17 protein-coding genes are annotated in these 15,477 nt (G+C 36.4%); 9 read left to right on the top strand and 8 right to left on the bottom strand.

Annotated features, from left to right (window positions below; genetic code table 11):
• Positions 1-27: 27 nt before the first annotated feature.
• The 4 genes from F9B76_RS07720 to F9B76_RS07705 all read right to left on the bottom strand — a co-directional run bounded on the left by F9B76_RS07720 (position 28) and on the right by F9B76_RS07705 (position 2,919).
• Positions 28-1,044, bottom strand: coding sequence for a metal ABC transporter solute-binding protein, Zn/Mn family (locus F9B76_RS07720; RefSeq protein ID WP_159991596.1), 1,017 nt, complete (start codon positions 1,042-1,044; stop codon positions 28-30).
• Positions 1,045-1,156: 112 nt separating this feature from the next.
• Positions 1,157-2,008 carry a metal ABC transporter permease gene (locus tag F9B76_RS07715; protein ID WP_159991595.1) on the bottom strand — a complete coding sequence of 284 codons (852 nt, stop codon included), beginning with the start codon at positions 2,006-2,008 and terminating at the stop codon, positions 1,157-1,159.
• A complete protein-coding gene (locus tag F9B76_RS07710) occupies positions 2,008-2,724 on the bottom strand; it encodes a metal ABC transporter ATP-binding protein (protein ID WP_159991594.1) in 717 nt (238 codons plus the stop codon). Before F9B76_RS07710 ends, F9B76_RS07715 begins: the two co-directional genes overlap by 1 nt.
• Positions 2,725-2,919, bottom strand: coding sequence for a hypothetical protein (locus tag F9B76_RS07705; protein WP_159991593.1), 195 nt, complete (start codon positions 2,917-2,919; stop codon positions 2,725-2,727).
• Between the two features lie 123 nt (positions 2,920-3,042).
• On the opposite strand from F9B76_RS07705, the gene F9B76_RS07700 reads away from it, so the two are divergent.
• The 5 genes from F9B76_RS07700 to hslU all read left to right on the top strand — a co-directional run bounded on the left by F9B76_RS07700 (position 3,043) and on the right by hslU (position 7,846).
• Positions 3,043-3,516 carry a Fur family transcriptional regulator gene (locus tag F9B76_RS07700; RefSeq protein WP_159991592.1) on the top strand — a complete coding sequence of 158 codons (474 nt, stop codon included), beginning with the start codon at positions 3,043-3,045 and terminating at the stop codon, positions 3,514-3,516.
• Between the two features lie 507 nt (positions 3,517-4,023).
• A complete protein-coding gene (locus F9B76_RS07695) occupies positions 4,024-5,106 on the top strand; it encodes a CobW family GTP-binding protein (protein WP_243140625.1) in 1,083 nt (360 codons plus the stop codon).
• 55 nt (positions 5,107-5,161) lie between these two features.
• Positions 5,162-5,611, top strand: coding sequence for an RNA polymerase-binding protein DksA (dksA, locus tag F9B76_RS07690; protein ID WP_159991591.1), 450 nt, complete (start codon positions 5,162-5,164; stop codon positions 5,609-5,611).
• Between the two features lie 351 nt (positions 5,612-5,962).
• On the top strand, positions 5,963-6,496 hold the full coding sequence (gene hslV, locus F9B76_RS07685; RefSeq protein ID WP_159991590.1) for an ATP-dependent protease subunit HslV: 534 nt from the start codon (positions 5,963-5,965) through the stop codon (positions 6,494-6,496).
• Positions 6,497-6,511: 15 nt separating this feature from the next.
• Positions 6,512-7,846 carry an ATP-dependent protease ATPase subunit HslU gene (gene hslU, locus F9B76_RS07680; RefSeq protein WP_159991589.1) on the top strand — a complete coding sequence of 445 codons (1,335 nt, stop codon included), beginning with the start codon at positions 6,512-6,514 and terminating at the stop codon, positions 7,844-7,846.
• Positions 7,847-8,055: 209 nt separating this feature from the next.
• Here hslU and F9B76_RS07675 read toward each other — a convergent pair whose 3' ends face one another.
• Complete coding sequence (locus F9B76_RS07675) at positions 8,056-8,895, bottom strand: ArsA family ATPase (RefSeq protein WP_159991588.1); 840 nt, start codon at positions 8,893-8,895, stop codon at positions 8,056-8,058.
• 271 nt (positions 8,896-9,166) lie between these two features.
• Here F9B76_RS07675 and F9B76_RS07670 point away from each other — a divergent pair, with 271 nt between their 5' ends.
• The 3 genes from F9B76_RS07670 (at position 9,167) to F9B76_RS07660 (ending at position 12,128) form a co-directional block, all read left to right on the top strand.
• On the top strand, positions 9,167-10,135 hold the full coding sequence (locus F9B76_RS07670) for a TRAP transporter substrate-binding protein (protein WP_235914932.1): 969 nt from the start codon (positions 9,167-9,169) through the stop codon (positions 10,133-10,135).
• An 80-nt stretch (positions 10,136-10,215) separates the two neighbouring features.
• Positions 10,216-10,842, top strand: coding sequence for a TRAP transporter small permease (locus F9B76_RS07665; protein ID WP_159991586.1), 627 nt, complete (start codon positions 10,216-10,218; stop codon positions 10,840-10,842).
• A 2-nt stretch (positions 10,843-10,844) separates the two neighbouring features.
• Complete coding sequence (locus F9B76_RS07660) at positions 10,845-12,128, top strand: TRAP transporter large permease (RefSeq protein WP_159991585.1); 1,284 nt, start codon at positions 10,845-10,847, stop codon at positions 12,126-12,128.
• 90 nt (positions 12,129-12,218) lie between these two features.
• Here F9B76_RS07660 and F9B76_RS07655 read toward each other — a convergent pair whose 3' ends face one another.
• The 3 genes from F9B76_RS07655 to F9B76_RS07645 all read right to left on the bottom strand — a co-directional run bounded on the left by F9B76_RS07655 (position 12,219) and on the right by F9B76_RS07645 (position 14,285).
• Positions 12,219-12,512 (bottom strand): copper-binding protein, encoded by a 294-nt coding sequence (locus F9B76_RS07655; RefSeq protein ID WP_201289299.1) that lies wholly within the window; start codon positions 12,510-12,512, stop codon positions 12,219-12,221.
• Positions 12,513-12,651: 139 nt separating this feature from the next.
• On the bottom strand, positions 12,652-13,155 hold the full coding sequence (locus F9B76_RS07650; protein WP_159991584.1) for a DUF4411 family protein: 504 nt from the start codon (positions 13,153-13,155) through the stop codon (positions 12,652-12,654).
• Entirely contained in the window at positions 13,152-14,285 is a 1,134-nt protein-coding gene (locus tag F9B76_RS07645; RefSeq protein ID WP_159991583.1) for an ImmA/IrrE family metallo-endopeptidase, read from the bottom strand. Before F9B76_RS07645 ends, F9B76_RS07650 begins: the two co-directional genes overlap by 4 nt.
• A gap of 554 nt (positions 14,286-14,839) precedes the next feature.
• Between F9B76_RS07645 and F9B76_RS07640 the strand changes: the two genes are divergently transcribed.
• Positions 14,840-15,292 (top strand): universal stress protein, encoded by a 453-nt coding sequence (locus F9B76_RS07640; RefSeq protein ID WP_159991582.1) that lies wholly within the window; start codon positions 14,840-14,842, stop codon positions 15,290-15,292.
• Positions 15,293-15,477 lie beyond the last annotated feature (185 nt).

Genomic DNA, 15,477 nt, shown 5'->3' with positions numbered 1-15,477 from the left:
AACCTTAAACTATTTTAAAAAGGATTTTTATTTCAATCCCTCCAAAATAGTCTTAGCATTCGCTTTTATCATACCTAAATAAGTGCTACCTTCTCCCTTTGCTGATAAGGCATCTGTATAAAGAACTCCACCAATCTTAGCACCACTTTCTTTTGCAATTTGTTCTAATAATTTTGGATTCTTAACATTTTCTAAAAATACAGTAGGTATTTTTAAAGAACGAATCGTATTAATAACATCAACCATTTCTTTTGCGGAAGGCTCTGCATCACTTGAAATCCCTAATGGGGTCAATACTTTTAGTCCATATGCATCGGCAAAATACCCCAGTGCTTCATGTGATGTTACTAAATAGCGATGATTTTCTGGTAACTGCGCAAAATCCTTAGCAAGTGTTTTATCTAATTCGGCTATTTTTTCTTTATAGTCTTGTGCATTTTTTTGGAAAATCTCTGCATGATCAGCATCTAATTCACTTAATGCTTTAGTGATATTATCCACATAGATTTGTGCATTCTTTAAATTTTGCCAAGCGTGTGGATCAATAGCACCGTGGTGATGATGTTCATGATCGTGTTTCTCACTATGATCATGTGTATCATGTGAGTGGTGATCATGGTGATGCTCTCCATCATGATGATGATGGATATCCACTGTTTCCTTATGTTGGTGAGAATCTTTCTCTGCTCCCTTATTTGCATCAAATAAACGAAGCTCAACACCATCAGAAACTTTAACAACTTTTCCTTTAAAACCACTTGCCTTTACTAAAGCATCTGCCCACGGATCCATACCAAGTCCATTCGTAAAAAAGACTTTAACCCCTTTATCCGAAGCAAATTGTTTTACATCACTTGGTTTAAATTCGTAATGATGTGCATCTTTATCGGCCCCTAATATATTGACTACCGTTATATGCTCTCCACCAACATTTTTAACCATATCTTCTAAAATAGAAAAACTTGTTGCTACCGTGATATTATGCGCATAAGCAGAAGCACTTAACCATAAGCCTAATCCAAGCGCCATTAAACTTTTTTTCATATAAAACCTCTATATCAATAATGAATAATAAACGGCATACTCTCTAAACATAGGGAAAATAGGAAACCATTTAAATAAGCCCTATAAACCTTTTGCTAAAGAAGAATAACGACTAGAAATTTATTCGATGTAATAGTCCACCATACCGACCAAATAATAAGGCGAGTATATAAATTACACCTGCCGTCAAGATAATACAGGCGGAGGCAGGTAAACTAATATGAAAGGAAAAAACAAGACCAAAGTAAACACTCAATATACCAATCAGTACTGCCAACACAATCTGCGTCATTAATGTTTTTCCTAGAAATTTAGCCGCAATTGCTGGTAAAAGCATTATTCCTACCACCATTAACGTACCCAATACTTGAAATCCTGCTAATAAATTAACCACCAGTAAGAGTAAAAAAACTACGTGTGTCATACTACCTCCCCCTCCTTCTGCCCGTAAAAAAGCAGGATCTAAACAATCAATAATAAGGGGGCGATAAATCATCGTGAGAACAATAATTGAGAGACTACTCATCACCATAATCATTAATAGGCTTTCATTATCGAGTGTTAATACAGAACCAAAAAGCACATGTAAAAGATCCATATTCGTCCCTCTTAATGAAACCAATATTACCCCTAACCCTAATGAAATCAGATAAAAAGCGGCAAAACTTGATTCTTCTTTTAAACTGGTTATTCGTGCAATAAATCCTGCTAATAACGCCACTAAAATACCCGTTATCATCCCCCCCAATAACATGGCTCCCATTGACATACCAGCCACTAAAAAACCTAGTGCAACCCCCGGTAAAATCGTATGAGACATAGAATCTGCCACAAGACTCATTCGCCTTAATACCAAAAAAACACCAAGCGAACTAGCAGATAAAGCCAAAAATATACCGCCAAACAAGCCCCTTGCCATAAAATCAAACATCGTAAAAGGGGCAATAAAAAGCTCATATAGCATTAAAATCCCCTTAATACGAGACGGCGCGCTTTTTGCAGATTTTCTTCTTGTAAAACAGTTGATGTTTCACCCCATGCAACGACTTCACTTGCCAGTAATAAAGTTTGGGGGAACACACGTTGCACCAATGCAGCATCATGCAATACCGCCATAACCGTACGACCTGCTTTATACCACCCTTGCATAATCTGAACCAATTGCTCTTCTGTATCTTCATCAATCGCCGTTAATGGCTCATCTAATAAGAATACTTGAGGATCTCTAACAATTAAACGTGCAAACAAAGCACGCTGTAGCTGTCCACCTGATAGTGTTCCGATTAATTGATTCGCATAAGCCGTTAGACCAACTTGCTCTAAGGCTGTCGCAATTTTTTCTTTTTCTTGCTGACTATACCCTCTAAAAGCCCCCACTCTTCGCCAAGCCCCTAATGCGACCAAATCATATACAGTAATAGGAAAAGAGCGATCTATCTCACTGAGTTGAGGTAATAAACTGAGCTGATTTTTTAAAGTATCGGCAATGGTGATACTACCTTGAATAGGCTTTAAAAACCCACTAATCGTTTTAATTAATGTGGACTTACCTGCGCCATTAGGCCCTAAAATAGCCGTCATAGATCCTTGTTCAAATTGTCCCGTAATATCCTTTAGGATAAAATCATCGGTATTCTCACGTTTACCAACACACACACCATCTAAACGGATAGCAAACATTTAGAGCCATCCCAAAGCATAAGCAACAATACCCCAAAGTAGCACCAAAGCAATACCTACCCCGGCTAAACGAGCAAAAACAGATTCCGTTAAAATACTCTTCTTTATACCTGAGAGCGTATTTTTGGTTGAATGCATGACATTATTAGAAGCGAATGTATTGACATAAAGTGTTGGTTTTACGGTAGAATGCACATTATCACCTGCGTATTATGATTTTGAGATATTGTATCATATGTTATAATATAACATAAGTGATAGTATCACATTTTTATAAAATCAGGTACTGCATAAAGAGAGACAGAAATGGATTTTACGATGACATGTCCCTACCCTCATTCTATAGAACAAAGCCTAGCCGAAGCCAATTCCTTATGTATGGCACGAGGTAAACGACTTACCCCTATTCGAGAACAAGTCTTAACACTTATGCTCAAGAATGGACGAGGGCTTAAAGCCTATGAATTACTTGAGCAAATGCAGGCTATCCATCCTAGCTCAAAACCAGCCACCATCTATCGTGCACTTGAGTTTTTAGAAGAAGAAGGATTTATCCACCGCCTAGATGCTATTAATGGCTGGACAGCCTGTCAGCATATCCATGAAGATGCACATCAACACCATGATTTACTAGCCGTTTGTACAGAATGTGGTACAGTACAAGAAATCAGTGCTCCAGAAATTAATCAACAATTGAAAGACTTACTCCAAGCAGTCGGTTTTAGCCAAAACGCACCACAAACAGAAATTCGAGCAACTTGTCCTAACTGCCAACAACATAAAGAAGAATAATCAATAGCACGTTACAAAAACGTATCTTTTATACCTATGCGTAAAAGATACGTTTTTCATAAAAAGTGATAAACCTCTTTTGTTCAAAATACTTTATACTTAAATTATCTTTAACATTACCTTTTCAGCAGCACAAAGCAATTAATAAGGCGAGTTTTCTGAATTTTCTGAAGCAAAGCGGAAGAACTGTTTGAGTAACTTAATGCTATTTACTGTGCTTTAATAACACTTATCTATTTTTTCAAAACACATACCTTAATTTATAACAAAATTTACCAAATATATTTAGTCACTTATCGGTATTGGATTGTAAAAGATAATAAAACTATAAAAAAATACTTGTTTTTTTCACCCCCTACCCCCATATAGGGCTGATATTTTTATTTTTGTGATGCAGTGATATTTTTAATCGCATATTGTCATGTTACCGTAACAAATTTTATGGTAGACTTCTACACTTAACTTATTTAATATTAGCATCCAATTAATTTCAATTAGGAATTCAGAATGGCTACAGAAATGATCCCGGTTACGGTACTTACTGGTTTTTTAGGATCAGGAAAAACAACGCTCTTGAAACGTATTCTTAACGAGTTTCATGGTCGCCGAATCGCCGTCATTGAAAATGAGTTTGGGCCAGAAAGCATTGATAATGAATTACTGGTTCAAGACACCGAAGAAGAAATTATCGAACTTAATAATGGCTGCGTATGTTGTACTGTCCGCGGTGATTTACAACGCACCTTACTTGACCTAAAAGCACGCCGTGAAAAAGGTGAGCTACAGTTTGAACGCGTGATGATTGAAACCACAGGTGTAGCCAATCCAGGCCCTGTCTGCCAAACTTTCTTTATTGATGAAGAAGTGGCTAGCTACTATATGTTAGATGCTGTATTAACCGTTGTTGATGCCAAACATGGTATGGAAACACTTGATACACAACCAGAAGCACAACAACAAGTCGGTTTTGCGGATCGTATCTTGGTATCTAAACTCGATTTAGTGAGTGATGCCGAATATCAAGCATTACGTCAACGGCTTATTAAAATGAATCCTCGCGCTAAAATTACACCGGTTAATTTTGGTGAAGTCGATTTACATTCCATTCTTGATATCACTGGTTTTAACTTAAACTCAGTTCTCGAGATTGACCCAGATTTCCTTAAAAAAAACGATCATGAGTGTGGCCCTGATTGTGACCATGAACATCACCATCATGAACATCACCACGACCATCAATGTGATGAACACTGCCATCATGATCACCATCACCACCATCACGCACATCATGATGATGAGATTGGTGCTTTCTTATTTACATCAGACCGACCTTTTGATCCTGTTAAACTAGACGATTTTCTCAGTGGTTTAGTACAGGTATATGGTCCTGATTTATATCGCTATAAAGGTATTCTTTACCTTAAAGGCGCTCCTGTTCGTTACTTACTTCAAGGGGTTCACATGATTTTAGGTACAAATCCTGGTAAACCTTGGGCAAGTAAAGAGCAAAAACAAACCAAAATTGTCTTTATTGGACGAAAACTTCCCCAAGAAATCTTCCAACAAGGACTTATGCAGTGCCTAGCTTAAAGGTAGTAAAGGTAGCTGTAGTTTTAATAACCGTATTAATCTAGGAGACTGAAGGATGGCAAAATCATCAAAAAAAGAGATAACCCCTGATAACGAAACTGTTATCACGGAAGAGCAATTATTAGCAATGTCTGAAGACGATTATATGAATGATGTTCAACTAGCATTCTTTAAACATCGTCTTAAAATGCTAGAGCATGACATTCTTAATAAAGCGGATATTACCACAGAAAATTTACGGGAAACACAGTTTGTTCCTGACCCAGCCGATCGAGCAACGATTGAAGAAGAACACGCACTTGAGTTAAGAACACGCGATCGCGAGCGAAAATTACTCAAAAAAGTGCAGCAATCTTTACAACTAATCGAAAGTAAAGAGTACGGTTGGTGTGAAGAAACAGGTGAGCCTATTGGTTTGGGTCGCTTACTCGCTCGCCCTACCGCAACCCTTTCACTTGAAGCACAGGAACGCCGTGAGAAACGTCAAAAACTCTATGGTGATTAATAAACAATAACGAAAGGCGAGGCAATTTACTCGCCTTTTTTATTCTTTACCGATACAAAAAAATTCATATTTAACCTAAAGAATATCAGACAGTATAAGTTAGCATAGTATATGAGTTGTTATACCGCTAACACACTTTCTATTGTGTAGAAAAACCCTTAAATTTAAAATAAAAGGATAAGATTTAAATAATAACTTGATGATATAAGAGGCAATATAACACCTTAACCTTACGATTATTTATCACCACTAGAAATCATAACGGATAAATGATAAGCAGAACTTTCTATCCATCAACACCTTGAAAATACATATATCCCCCCCATATAGTGAAAAATTTTAGGAATGATTATGGAACAATTTCACGCAACTACTATTCTTTGTGTCCGCCGAGGCAATGAAGTCGCTATTGGTGGAGACGGTCAAGTGACCCTAGGTAATATCGTTATCAAAGGGACTGCCCGTAAAATTCGCCGTCTATATAAAGACACTGTATTAGCTGGATTTGCTGGAGCAACAGCTGATGCATTTACCCTACAAGAACGCTTTGAAGCCAAACTGGAAAAACATCAAGGTCATCTAATGCGTGCGGCAGTAGAGCTTACACGAGACTGGCGTACCGATCGTGTACTTCGCCGACTAGAGGCAATGCTTATCGTAGCCGATAAAGAGCATACCCTTGTACTAACCGGCAATGGAGACGTACTAGAACCTGAACATGGTATTGCCGCTATTGGTTCAGGCGGTGCTTATGCACAATCCGCAGCACAAGCCCTTTTATATAATACAGAATTATCACCTGAGGAAATTGTTAAAAAATCCTTAGAAATCGCTGGTGACTTATGTATTTATACCAATCAAAATCATATCGTTGAAAAACTTTAATTATAGGATACCGTCATGAGCGAAATCAGTGTAATGACCCCAAAAGAAATTGTCTCAGAACTAGACAAACATATTATCGGACAACATAAAGCCAAAAAATCAGTCGCTGTTGCTCTCCGAAACCGTTGGCGTCGTCAGCAAGTAGCAGAACCACTACGCCATGAAATTCAGCCTAAAAATATTTTAATGATTGGGCCTACAGGTGTTGGTAAAACAGAAATAGCTCGCCGTTTGGCTAAACTTGCTAATGCCCCTTTTATCAAAGTAGAGGCAACCAAATTTACAGAAGTTGGTTATGTTGGACGTGATGTCGATACCATTATTCGTGATTTAGTCAATATCTCTGTCAAACAAACACGTGATATCGAAATGCGCCGTGTGAAAACACAAGCAGAAGATGCGGCAGAAGACCGTATTTTAGATGTATTAGTAACACCAGCTCGTGATGCACATGGTGAGCCTATCCGAGAAGAAAATACCGCACGTCAAACCTTCCGTAAACGCTTACGCGAAGGAAAACTTGATGATATGGAAATTGACATTGAGATCGCACAAGCTAGCCCTCAACTAGAAGTGTTGGGTATGCCTGGCATGGAAGAAATGACCGAACAAATCCGTGGGCTATTCTCTAATCTTGGAAAAGAGAATACAAAACCTCGCAAAATGACGGTTAAAAATGCCTTTAAAGCCTTAGTTGAAGAAGAATCTGCTAAACGTATCAATGAAGAAGAGATCCGTAATATTGCCATTCGTAATGCCGAACAAAACGGTATTGTTTTCTTAGACGAAGTGGATAAAATCGCTAGTCGTGCAGAACATGGTGGTGCTGATGTATCTCGCCAAGGGGTACAGCGTGATTTACTACCGCTTGTAGAAGGGACAACGGTTAATACCAAATACGGTATGATTAAAACCGACCATATCCTCTTTATTGCTTCTGGTGCTTTCCACCTTTCACGTCCATCTGACTTAATTCCTGAATTACAGGGGCGTTTCCCTATTCGTGTTGAGTTAGATTCACTTACTGCTGAGGATTTTGTTTTAATCTTAAATGAAACAGATGCCTCACTCGTTAAGCAATATTCTGTTTTACTTGAAACAGAAGGTGTTTGCCTAACCTTTACTGATGACGGCTTAAAACGTATTGCCGAAATTGCTTATGAAGTGAATGAACGCACAGAAAATATTGGTGCTCGCCGTCTTTATACCGTCATGGAAAAACTACTTGAAGAAATTTCTTTTGATGCCACTACCAAGAGTGGAACAGAAGTGGTTATTGATGCCCACTATGTCAATCAACAACTTCAAGAAACGGCTAGTAGCCAAGACCTCTCTCGCTATGTACTTTAAATAGCGAGAGGAAAGAGAAAATACTTAGCTTATCCGTGGTGATTTATAATGCCCTAACTCACCTTATGATAAGCACTTTCTACTTATCCCATTCTTAGCATTAACCCCCATTATTTATACCAAATAGTGGGGGTTATTTATAGCCAGCCTGTATAGTATTTTGATGTAAAAGCAGCAAATGCTTTATCTATTCATTCATCATACCTAGCTTAGTCCTCGCCATCATCTAATAAAGGCATACAACAAGGGCAACCCATCTGATGTCGTGCAAAAATACCGGCACTCGGTGGTGTCCATGTTGCCTCTCTTAGCACACCTTTCTCCCCTAAGGCGAGTAAGGCTTCAGAACCTCTTAAATCTGATGATAAAAACCCAACATAGTAATAAATAAATCCTTCAAAATCATCTTCTAATAAGGAAAGAACGGATTGCTGTCGGTGCGCATATTCTGCCCATTCATCTTGCTTAAATGGCATCAATTTATTAATAATCAATTGATCACACGCTACGTTATAATTTTTTAAAATCTGAAGCATATGACGCATAGACACTAAAGATAATTGTGTGGCAGTCATTACCCCTATTGCTTGTATTTGTGTGCTATTAAATAACCCTTTATCAACAGCGGCAAATCGTGAAAAAAACTGTATCATTGCCATATCATTTAAATCTAAAATAATATGATCAGCCGATAAATTTTTTGCCTGTAATAAATAATCCTCCAATAAGGGTAAGGGATGTAGCCCAGATGAAGCAACACTATGCCCCGTAATTTCTATATTTCTCAGAAAGGCTAATATACTTGATCGCGTATCTATTTCTGTTGCCCAGAATCCCTCTTGTAATTCCTTTGGTCTTGAAGAAAGTGAACGTTGCAAAATCTCTGATAAGCTACCCTCTTCATTGGCAGAGAGTAAAAATACCTTTTTTCCTGAAGCCACTAATTGTAAAGCCAAGCTCGCTGCGTGCGTTGTTTTGCCGGCGCCACCAGTACCAAAAATAAAAATTAACTTCTTCTTATTTAAAGATTCTAAAAAACCATTCATCATATTCTTTTATCACCCAATACCTTTACCACTTGATAGTAAAGATCTTTCACTATCACTTATCCTACCATGACATTCTACATGATACAAATAGATTATTGCCTTATAGGATAGAAATCGTCAATCCAGATGCGGGACATCCAATAGCTCTAAGTATAAACCCTATATTAATAAAAAAATGACTATAAATATATCAAAGTGTTCTAAGATGCATCATTAGGATATTTTTAAGGAAATAATGATGTTCAAAAAAACACTTCTACAAACATTATTTATGGCGACAGTTGGTGCTTTTACCCTAAATTCAGCCATTGCAGCTGACGCACCAATTGTAATTAAATTTTCACACGTTGTTGCGGCAGAAACACCTAAAGGTCAGGGTGCAACACTCTTTAAAAAACTTGCCGAAGAAAAGTTTCCGGGACGTGTTGTTGTTGAGATCTACCCAAACTCTTCACTCTATGGTGATGGGAAAGAGATGGAAGCCTTATTAACCAATAATGTACAAATGCTTGCTCCCTCTTTAGCCAAATTTGATAAATACACCCCTAAAATTCAATTATTTGATTTACCCTTTCTTTTTGATGATATTAAAGCCGTAGAGCGATTCCAATTTAGTGCGAAAGGGAAAGAGTTACTCAATGTCATGCGTGATAAAGGCATCACAGGTTTGACTTATTGGAACAATGACCTTAAACAACTTTCTGCTAATAAACCACTTCGTGTGCCAACAGATGCCCGTGGTCAAAAATTCCGCGTTCAAAACTCTGAGGTACTTGATGCCCAATTTAAGCAAATCTTAGCCGTTCCACGTAAAATGGCTTTTGGTGAGATGTACCAAGGCTTGCAAACAGGTGTTGTTAATGGTGCAGAGAACCCATACTCAAATATCTATTCACAAAAAATCCACGAGGTTCAAAAATACATTACAGAATCTAACCACGGTTTACTCTCTTATATGGTGATTGTGAATACAAAATTCTGGGAAGGATTACCAGAAGATATTCGCACGGGTTTACAAGAAGCATTAGACCAAGTTGCTGTTGAAACGAATAAAATTTCTCATGACTTTAATCTTGCCGATAAACAAAAAATTCTTGATAGTGGTAAAACTGAAATCATCACCCTTACCCCTGAAGAACGCGCTAAATGGCGAGAGGCTATGCGTCCTGTATGGAAAAAATTTGAAGCACAAATCGGTAAAGATTTAATCTCTGCTGCCGAAGCGGCGAATAATCCATAATGATTTTGTAGTAGTACATCAAGTAGGGAGATAGACCACTATCAGGAGGCATCTCCCTACTTGTTTATAAAGGATTTTTCATGAAATACCTTTCCTGCTTTTGGAATAAATTAGAAGAAATAAGTATTGTTCTATCACTGGCTATCATGACAATAGTTACGTTTATTTATGTTGTTCTGAATAGTCTTTATCAACCCTTTTTATTCCTTGCCGAAAAATACGACTCTTTAAAACCTATTGCAGAACCCATTGGTATTTTTATTATGACACTGGCAATGGATATGACATGGAGTGTCGCCATTACAAAAGTATTCTTTGGTGCATTAATCTTTTTGGGTGCTTCTTATGGTGTTCGTACGGCAGGACATATTGGGGTAGATTTTGTTATTAAAAAGTTCTCTACAGAAACGCGCCGTTTTATCAGTATTATTGCTTGTTTACTCTGCCTAACCTATGTAGGACTTATTCTCTATGCAAGTCATGATTGGCTTCAAGTGATGTATGAAGCCGATGTAGGGGCAGAAGATTTACACACTTTTCATCTCAAAATATGGCATATCGGTCTTATTCTTCCTTTTGGTTATGCCCTTATTTTTATGCGTTTTACTGAAATCCTTATCCGCTTATTCAAAGGTCAGCAAAGTGATTTAGGACTGGCAGATGAAGCAAGTGATGCCTTAAAAATTAACGAAGAATATAAGGAATAAAAATGTCTATTATCGTTTTATTCAGTACATTATTCCTCCTCATGATTATTGGTGTACCTATCGCTATATCATTGGGGTTAGCAGGTTCAGTCGTTATTATCTTCTTTAGTAATGACTCATTAAGTTCTGTTGCGGTTAAAATCTTTGAAACCTCTGAACACTATACCTTATTAGCCATTCCTTTCTTCTTACTTGCAGGTGTCTTTATGACAACGGGTGGCGTGGCGAGACGGTTAATTGACTTTGCCAATGCAACAGTAGGTCATATCCGTGGGGGCTTAGCCATTGCCTCTGTACTATCTTGTATGCTCTTTGCCGCTTTATCGGGTTCTAGTCCTGCTACTGTGGCAGCCGTAGGTTCTATCGCTATTGCAGGTATGGTTCGATCAGGCTATCCTATTGAATTTGGTACAGGGATTATTACCAATGCAGGGACACTAGGGATTTTAATTCCACCTTCTGTTGTGATGGTAGTCTATGCCGCAGCGACCGAACAATCCGTAGGGCGTTTATTTATGGCTGGCGTTGTACCGGGGGCTTTATTAGGGCTTATTCTAATGGTTGCCATCTACATTATTGCTCGCAAGAAAAATCTCCCTGCTTTACCTCGTGCCACTTTCCGTGAATGGTTAAAAGCGGCTAGAGAAGCCTTCTGGGGGATTACCTTAATGGTTATTATCTTAGGTGGGATTTATTCAGGCATCTTTACAGCAACAGAGGCTGCGGCAGTAGCAGCAGTTTATGCTTTCTTTATTGCCGTCTTTGTCTTTAAAGATATTAAACTAAAAGAATGTCCTAAAGTATTATTAGAGGCGGGTAAACTCAGTGTGATGCTAATGTTTATCATTGCCAATGCCATGCTCTTTGCACATGTCCTTACGACAGAGCAAATCCCTCAACAATTAACAGAAATTGTTACGGGTATGGATTTAAAAGCATGGGAATTCCTTATTATTGTCAATCTTGTGCTATTGTTTGCAGGTGCTTTTATGGAACCCTCTGCCATTATCCTTATCTTAGCACCTATTGTATTCCCGATTGCTACCCATTTAGGCATTGATCCTATTCACCTCGGTATTATTATGGTGGTCAATATGGAAATTGGTCTTTTAACACCACCTATTGGTCTTAACCTTTTTGTGGCTTCTGTGATTACCAAACTACCACTATCTCACGTTATCCGAGCCACCATGCCTTGGTTAACCATTATGCTATTGTTCCTCATCTTAATTACGTATATTCCTGAGATTTCATTAGCATTACCTGATTTTATTGGACAAAATTAATTTTTCTTTATTTAAACCTAACGTAAAGCCCCTCAAATGAGGGGCTTATTACATCCTAATTTTATAAGTAAAATATAGCGAACAAAAATATTAATTATTCACTTCAATTTCATCAATAATGTAGCGATTATCTTTATGTGTTGCGGTAAACTTTACTTTATCGCCCGCTTTGATTGGTACTAATAACTTTTTATCAATATCATAAACCAAGGTCATGGCTGATAATTTTAAATCGGCAATAGGGCCATGCTTAATGGCAATCTTACCCTTTTGTGCATCAATACGGCGAACTTCACCCGTTGCACTCCCTTGCTCTTGAGCAAAAGCAATCGCACCTACCATCATCATAGTGGCAAATGATAATACTTTTGTATATTTCTTCATCAGATCATCCTTTGTAGAAATCATATTTTTCCATTATATAAAGAAAAATAAGTCTGTATTTGAAAAGTAGCTTTTGTTGATAATTTTTAATACTGTTTATTTACTACCAGAATAATATAATACCTAACGTTCCTCTCATCTACTTTATAGAAAAATTATGCCCCACATATTTTTCCATAAACTCAAATAAAGTAATTGTGTCTATATTATGAACTTTTGCTACATTAGGAATCATAATTCTCTTTTTTACATCAGGATTATACTTTTCTTCTGTGATAATAGCAAAATTATAATTCATGGCATGAGCTATAATCCAAGCATCTGCATTATTAATTTCAGCAAATTCCCGCTTCGCAATATCTTTTACATTAAGCGTTTGAGCATATTGCATTAATTTACTATAGCTTGCTATGGATAAAAAATGATCTTCCCAAAACTGAGTGGGTAAAAACGCTACCCAGTTCTGTAATTCATCTGCTTTTGATGGTTTTAAGATTTCATCTTTCACTGCTTTAATACTATAAATAATTCCTTTTTTGTGTAGATCAAGTATTAAATCCCAAAAACACTGAGCAAATCCAAACTGATAAAAGGTATTTTTTGCTGTAATAAAAATATTAGCATCCATTAAGTAACGCTTCATTCAACATTCCTCAGTTGTTTTTTATAAATAGATATTAGCGTATCCGCTTGAATATTTAATAATTTTCCTGCCTCTCTAAGAGGAATATGTCGACTTATTACCTGATTAATAACCGTATTACTAAATCGATAACTCTGCCGTACTCTAACTGTATGATGAAAATCACCACTACCACTACTTGTTTTCTTTAATGTTTTTAATTTCTCTCGTTCTTTAGCGATTTTATTTGGATCTAATAGATTTAAAGTTACCGCCTTGATAGTAACAGCAAGTCGACTAACTTTAAATATGCTACTTAACTTTTCTAAACTAAATTCCTCATCATCTTCTTTCCAATATCGATAAAATTCAATCGTAGGCATCAAAAATTCTGCAGCAACCTTATTGCAAAAGGCTTCAACAGCTTGTTCCTGATTCCAAGAAGAAACACCAGATTTACCTATCCAAATATGAGCAACCTCATGAATAAGTGTAAATAATTGAGCGGCAGGATAATCCGCACCATTAATAAATACAACAGGGGCAATATCATCAACTAAGGCAAAACCTCGAAACTCATTAATATTTAATTTTCTATTATTGTTATGTTTAACCACACTATTTTTAAAAACCAAAATACCAATGCGTTCAAATTCTGTTGCTAAAAACTTAAAGTAATCTTCTCGCTTTAGTTTTCTAATATGATCCATTAAATCCTGAATTCCTAAAGTGTCTAAAATATCCTTAGCGACATCATTAGGATTTACGTTGATACAGAACGGAAATTTACCTACAAACGGTAATTCCTCATTACCTTGCTCAATTAAGTAATCTTTGAACCACTCTTGTTTATATTCAATATCTTGCAATACATCAATAAAATCTCTACTAAGTGGTTCTGCCCCTACTACTTGACGTAAATCAGGTATATTAATTGCCGGTACAGTTGGAGGTGTTTGCAAAAAAAGATAACCAAACGGAATATTCGCTCTCTTTGCTAGTTTTTCTGCCGTAGTTTTAGTTAAGACACCATTTAAAAAATCATCTGTTTTTTTAGGAGCAAGCTCATCCGCCAGCACTTGTGGATCAATATGTTCCAAGTCTGCAATCCAATGAATAATTTTTGGAGAAATATGTAATTCCGCTCTCATTTTATTGCCTTCTAGGCTTAACAGATAATAGATAGAAACGTATAAAAATTATAAACGAAAATTTATCCAACTCAACAGAATAAACTTAACAATAACCATTTTAAGTCAAATTTTTTCAATATTCTTAGGTAAATTATACTGAAATAATAGGTGTATATTATGTTTATATTTTTTGATTTTTCAAGACATTAAATTAGACTAGGTATTTTTGTCTACTCAGAAAAACCTAATAAAAAATCCTCTAATAATATAAAGCTCTCCCTCGCATATTATTTCCTCCATTATCATCCTAATTTGTAAAATTAGGATGATAAAGCAAGTTTATACAATATATAAAAAACAACTTTAATAATTTACTATTATTTATAGTAATTCAATAAATTTAAACTATATTATATTTTTAATAATACTATACTTTCTGGATTTTTTATCATACTTTATTTAGATTTAAATTATTCATCTATAAAGAACTCGTCATAAGCATACAAACCATCATGAATAAGGTAGAATAGAAAGAGAAACCTTAATAGTATTGTTATAAAAAGGAGATACTTATGACACATACCTATCTTGTACCTTATGATGCATCTGATTATGCTAAAAAAGCCCTTGCTTGGGCAATTGAAAATGCCAAACGATTAGAGGCAAATATTCGTGTGATTAATGTTCAGCCTAGTTTTCATACTGCGCATGCCAAAACATTATTTACCAAACAAGATATTGAAGAATATCAAACACAGCTCTTTAATGAAGCTACTCAAGGTGTTCAAGCCCTATTAGATAAAGCAGGTGTTCCTGCTACTTTAGAAATGGGGGTAGGCGACCCTAAAGAAGTCATTGTGGAATTAGTAAAAGCAAGCCGTCAGACAGATAGTCCTATTGATTTAATTATTATGGGATCTCGCGGTACAAGCCCTTTCTTTAGTGGCATACTCGGTAGCGTTAGTTATGCCATTATTAATGCAGGAATTTGCCCCGTGATGATTATTCCTCAAGAAAAAGAGTAATTTAATACCCATAAAAGAGAATAACAATATTATACTCTCAAAACACATCCTCCCCTTTTTCACTATTTTTTGAAGAAGGGGATATTATTTTTCCTAATTAAAAAACTCTCTTCTAATGATAATTCCCTAGGCTATTTTTAGCCACCCTACTTTTTACCCTTATTTTCCTAAACCATAAAATACAG

The organism is Pelistega ratti, assembly GCF_009833965.1.
Classification (GTDB): Bacteria; Pseudomonadota; Gammaproteobacteria; order Burkholderiales; family Burkholderiaceae_B; genus Taylorella; species Taylorella ratti.
Note: the sequence above shows the minus strand (reverse complement) of the source record. Positions and strands in the feature narration are given on the sequence as shown.

Coding starts and splice junctions, on each gene's coding strand:
- F9B76_RS07720 (WP_159991596.1), bottom strand. CDS start 1,044: ATGAAAAAAAGTTTAATGGCGCTTGGATTAGGCTTATGGTTAAGTGCT.
- F9B76_RS07715 (WP_159991595.1), bottom strand. CDS start 2,008: ATGCTATATGAGCTTTTTATTGCCCCTTTTACGATGTTTGATTTTATG.
- F9B76_RS07710 (WP_159991594.1), bottom strand. CDS start 2,724: ATGTTTGCTATCCGTTTAGATGGTGTGTGTGTTGGTAAACGTGAGAAT.
- F9B76_RS07700 (WP_159991592.1), top strand. CDS start 3,043: ATGACATGTCCCTACCCTCATTCTATAGAACAAAGCCTAGCCGAAGCC.
- F9B76_RS07695 (WP_243140625.1), top strand. CDS start 4,024: ATGGCTACAGAAATGATCCCGGTTACGGTACTTACTGGTTTTTTAGGA.
- dksA (WP_159991591.1), top strand. CDS start 5,162: ATGGCAAAATCATCAAAAAAAGAGATAACCCCTGATAACGAAACTGTT.
- hslV (WP_159991590.1), top strand. CDS start 5,963: ATGGAACAATTTCACGCAACTACTATTCTTTGTGTCCGCCGAGGCAAT.
- hslU (WP_159991589.1), top strand. CDS start 6,512: ATGAGCGAAATCAGTGTAATGACCCCAAAAGAAATTGTCTCAGAACTA.
- F9B76_RS07675 (WP_159991588.1), bottom strand. CDS start 8,895: ATGATGAATGGTTTTTTAGAATCTTTAAATAAGAAGAAGTTAATTTTT.
- F9B76_RS07670 (WP_235914932.1), top strand. CDS start 9,167: ATGGCGACAGTTGGTGCTTTTACCCTAAATTCAGCCATTGCAGCTGAC.
- F9B76_RS07665 (WP_159991586.1), top strand. CDS start 10,216: ATGAAATACCTTTCCTGCTTTTGGAATAAATTAGAAGAAATAAGTATT.
- F9B76_RS07660 (WP_159991585.1), top strand. CDS start 10,845: ATGTCTATTATCGTTTTATTCAGTACATTATTCCTCCTCATGATTATT.
- F9B76_RS07655 (WP_201289299.1), bottom strand. CDS start 12,512: ATGAAGAAATATACAAAAGTATTATCATTTGCCACTATGATGATGGTA.
- F9B76_RS07650 (WP_159991584.1), bottom strand. CDS start 13,155: ATGAAGCGTTACTTAATGGATGCTAATATTTTTATTACAGCAAAAAAT.
- F9B76_RS07645 (WP_159991583.1), bottom strand. CDS start 14,285: ATGAGAGCGGAATTACATATTTCTCCAAAAATTATTCATTGGATTGCA.
- F9B76_RS07640 (WP_159991582.1), top strand. CDS start 14,840: ATGACACATACCTATCTTGTACCTTATGATGCATCTGATTATGCTAAA.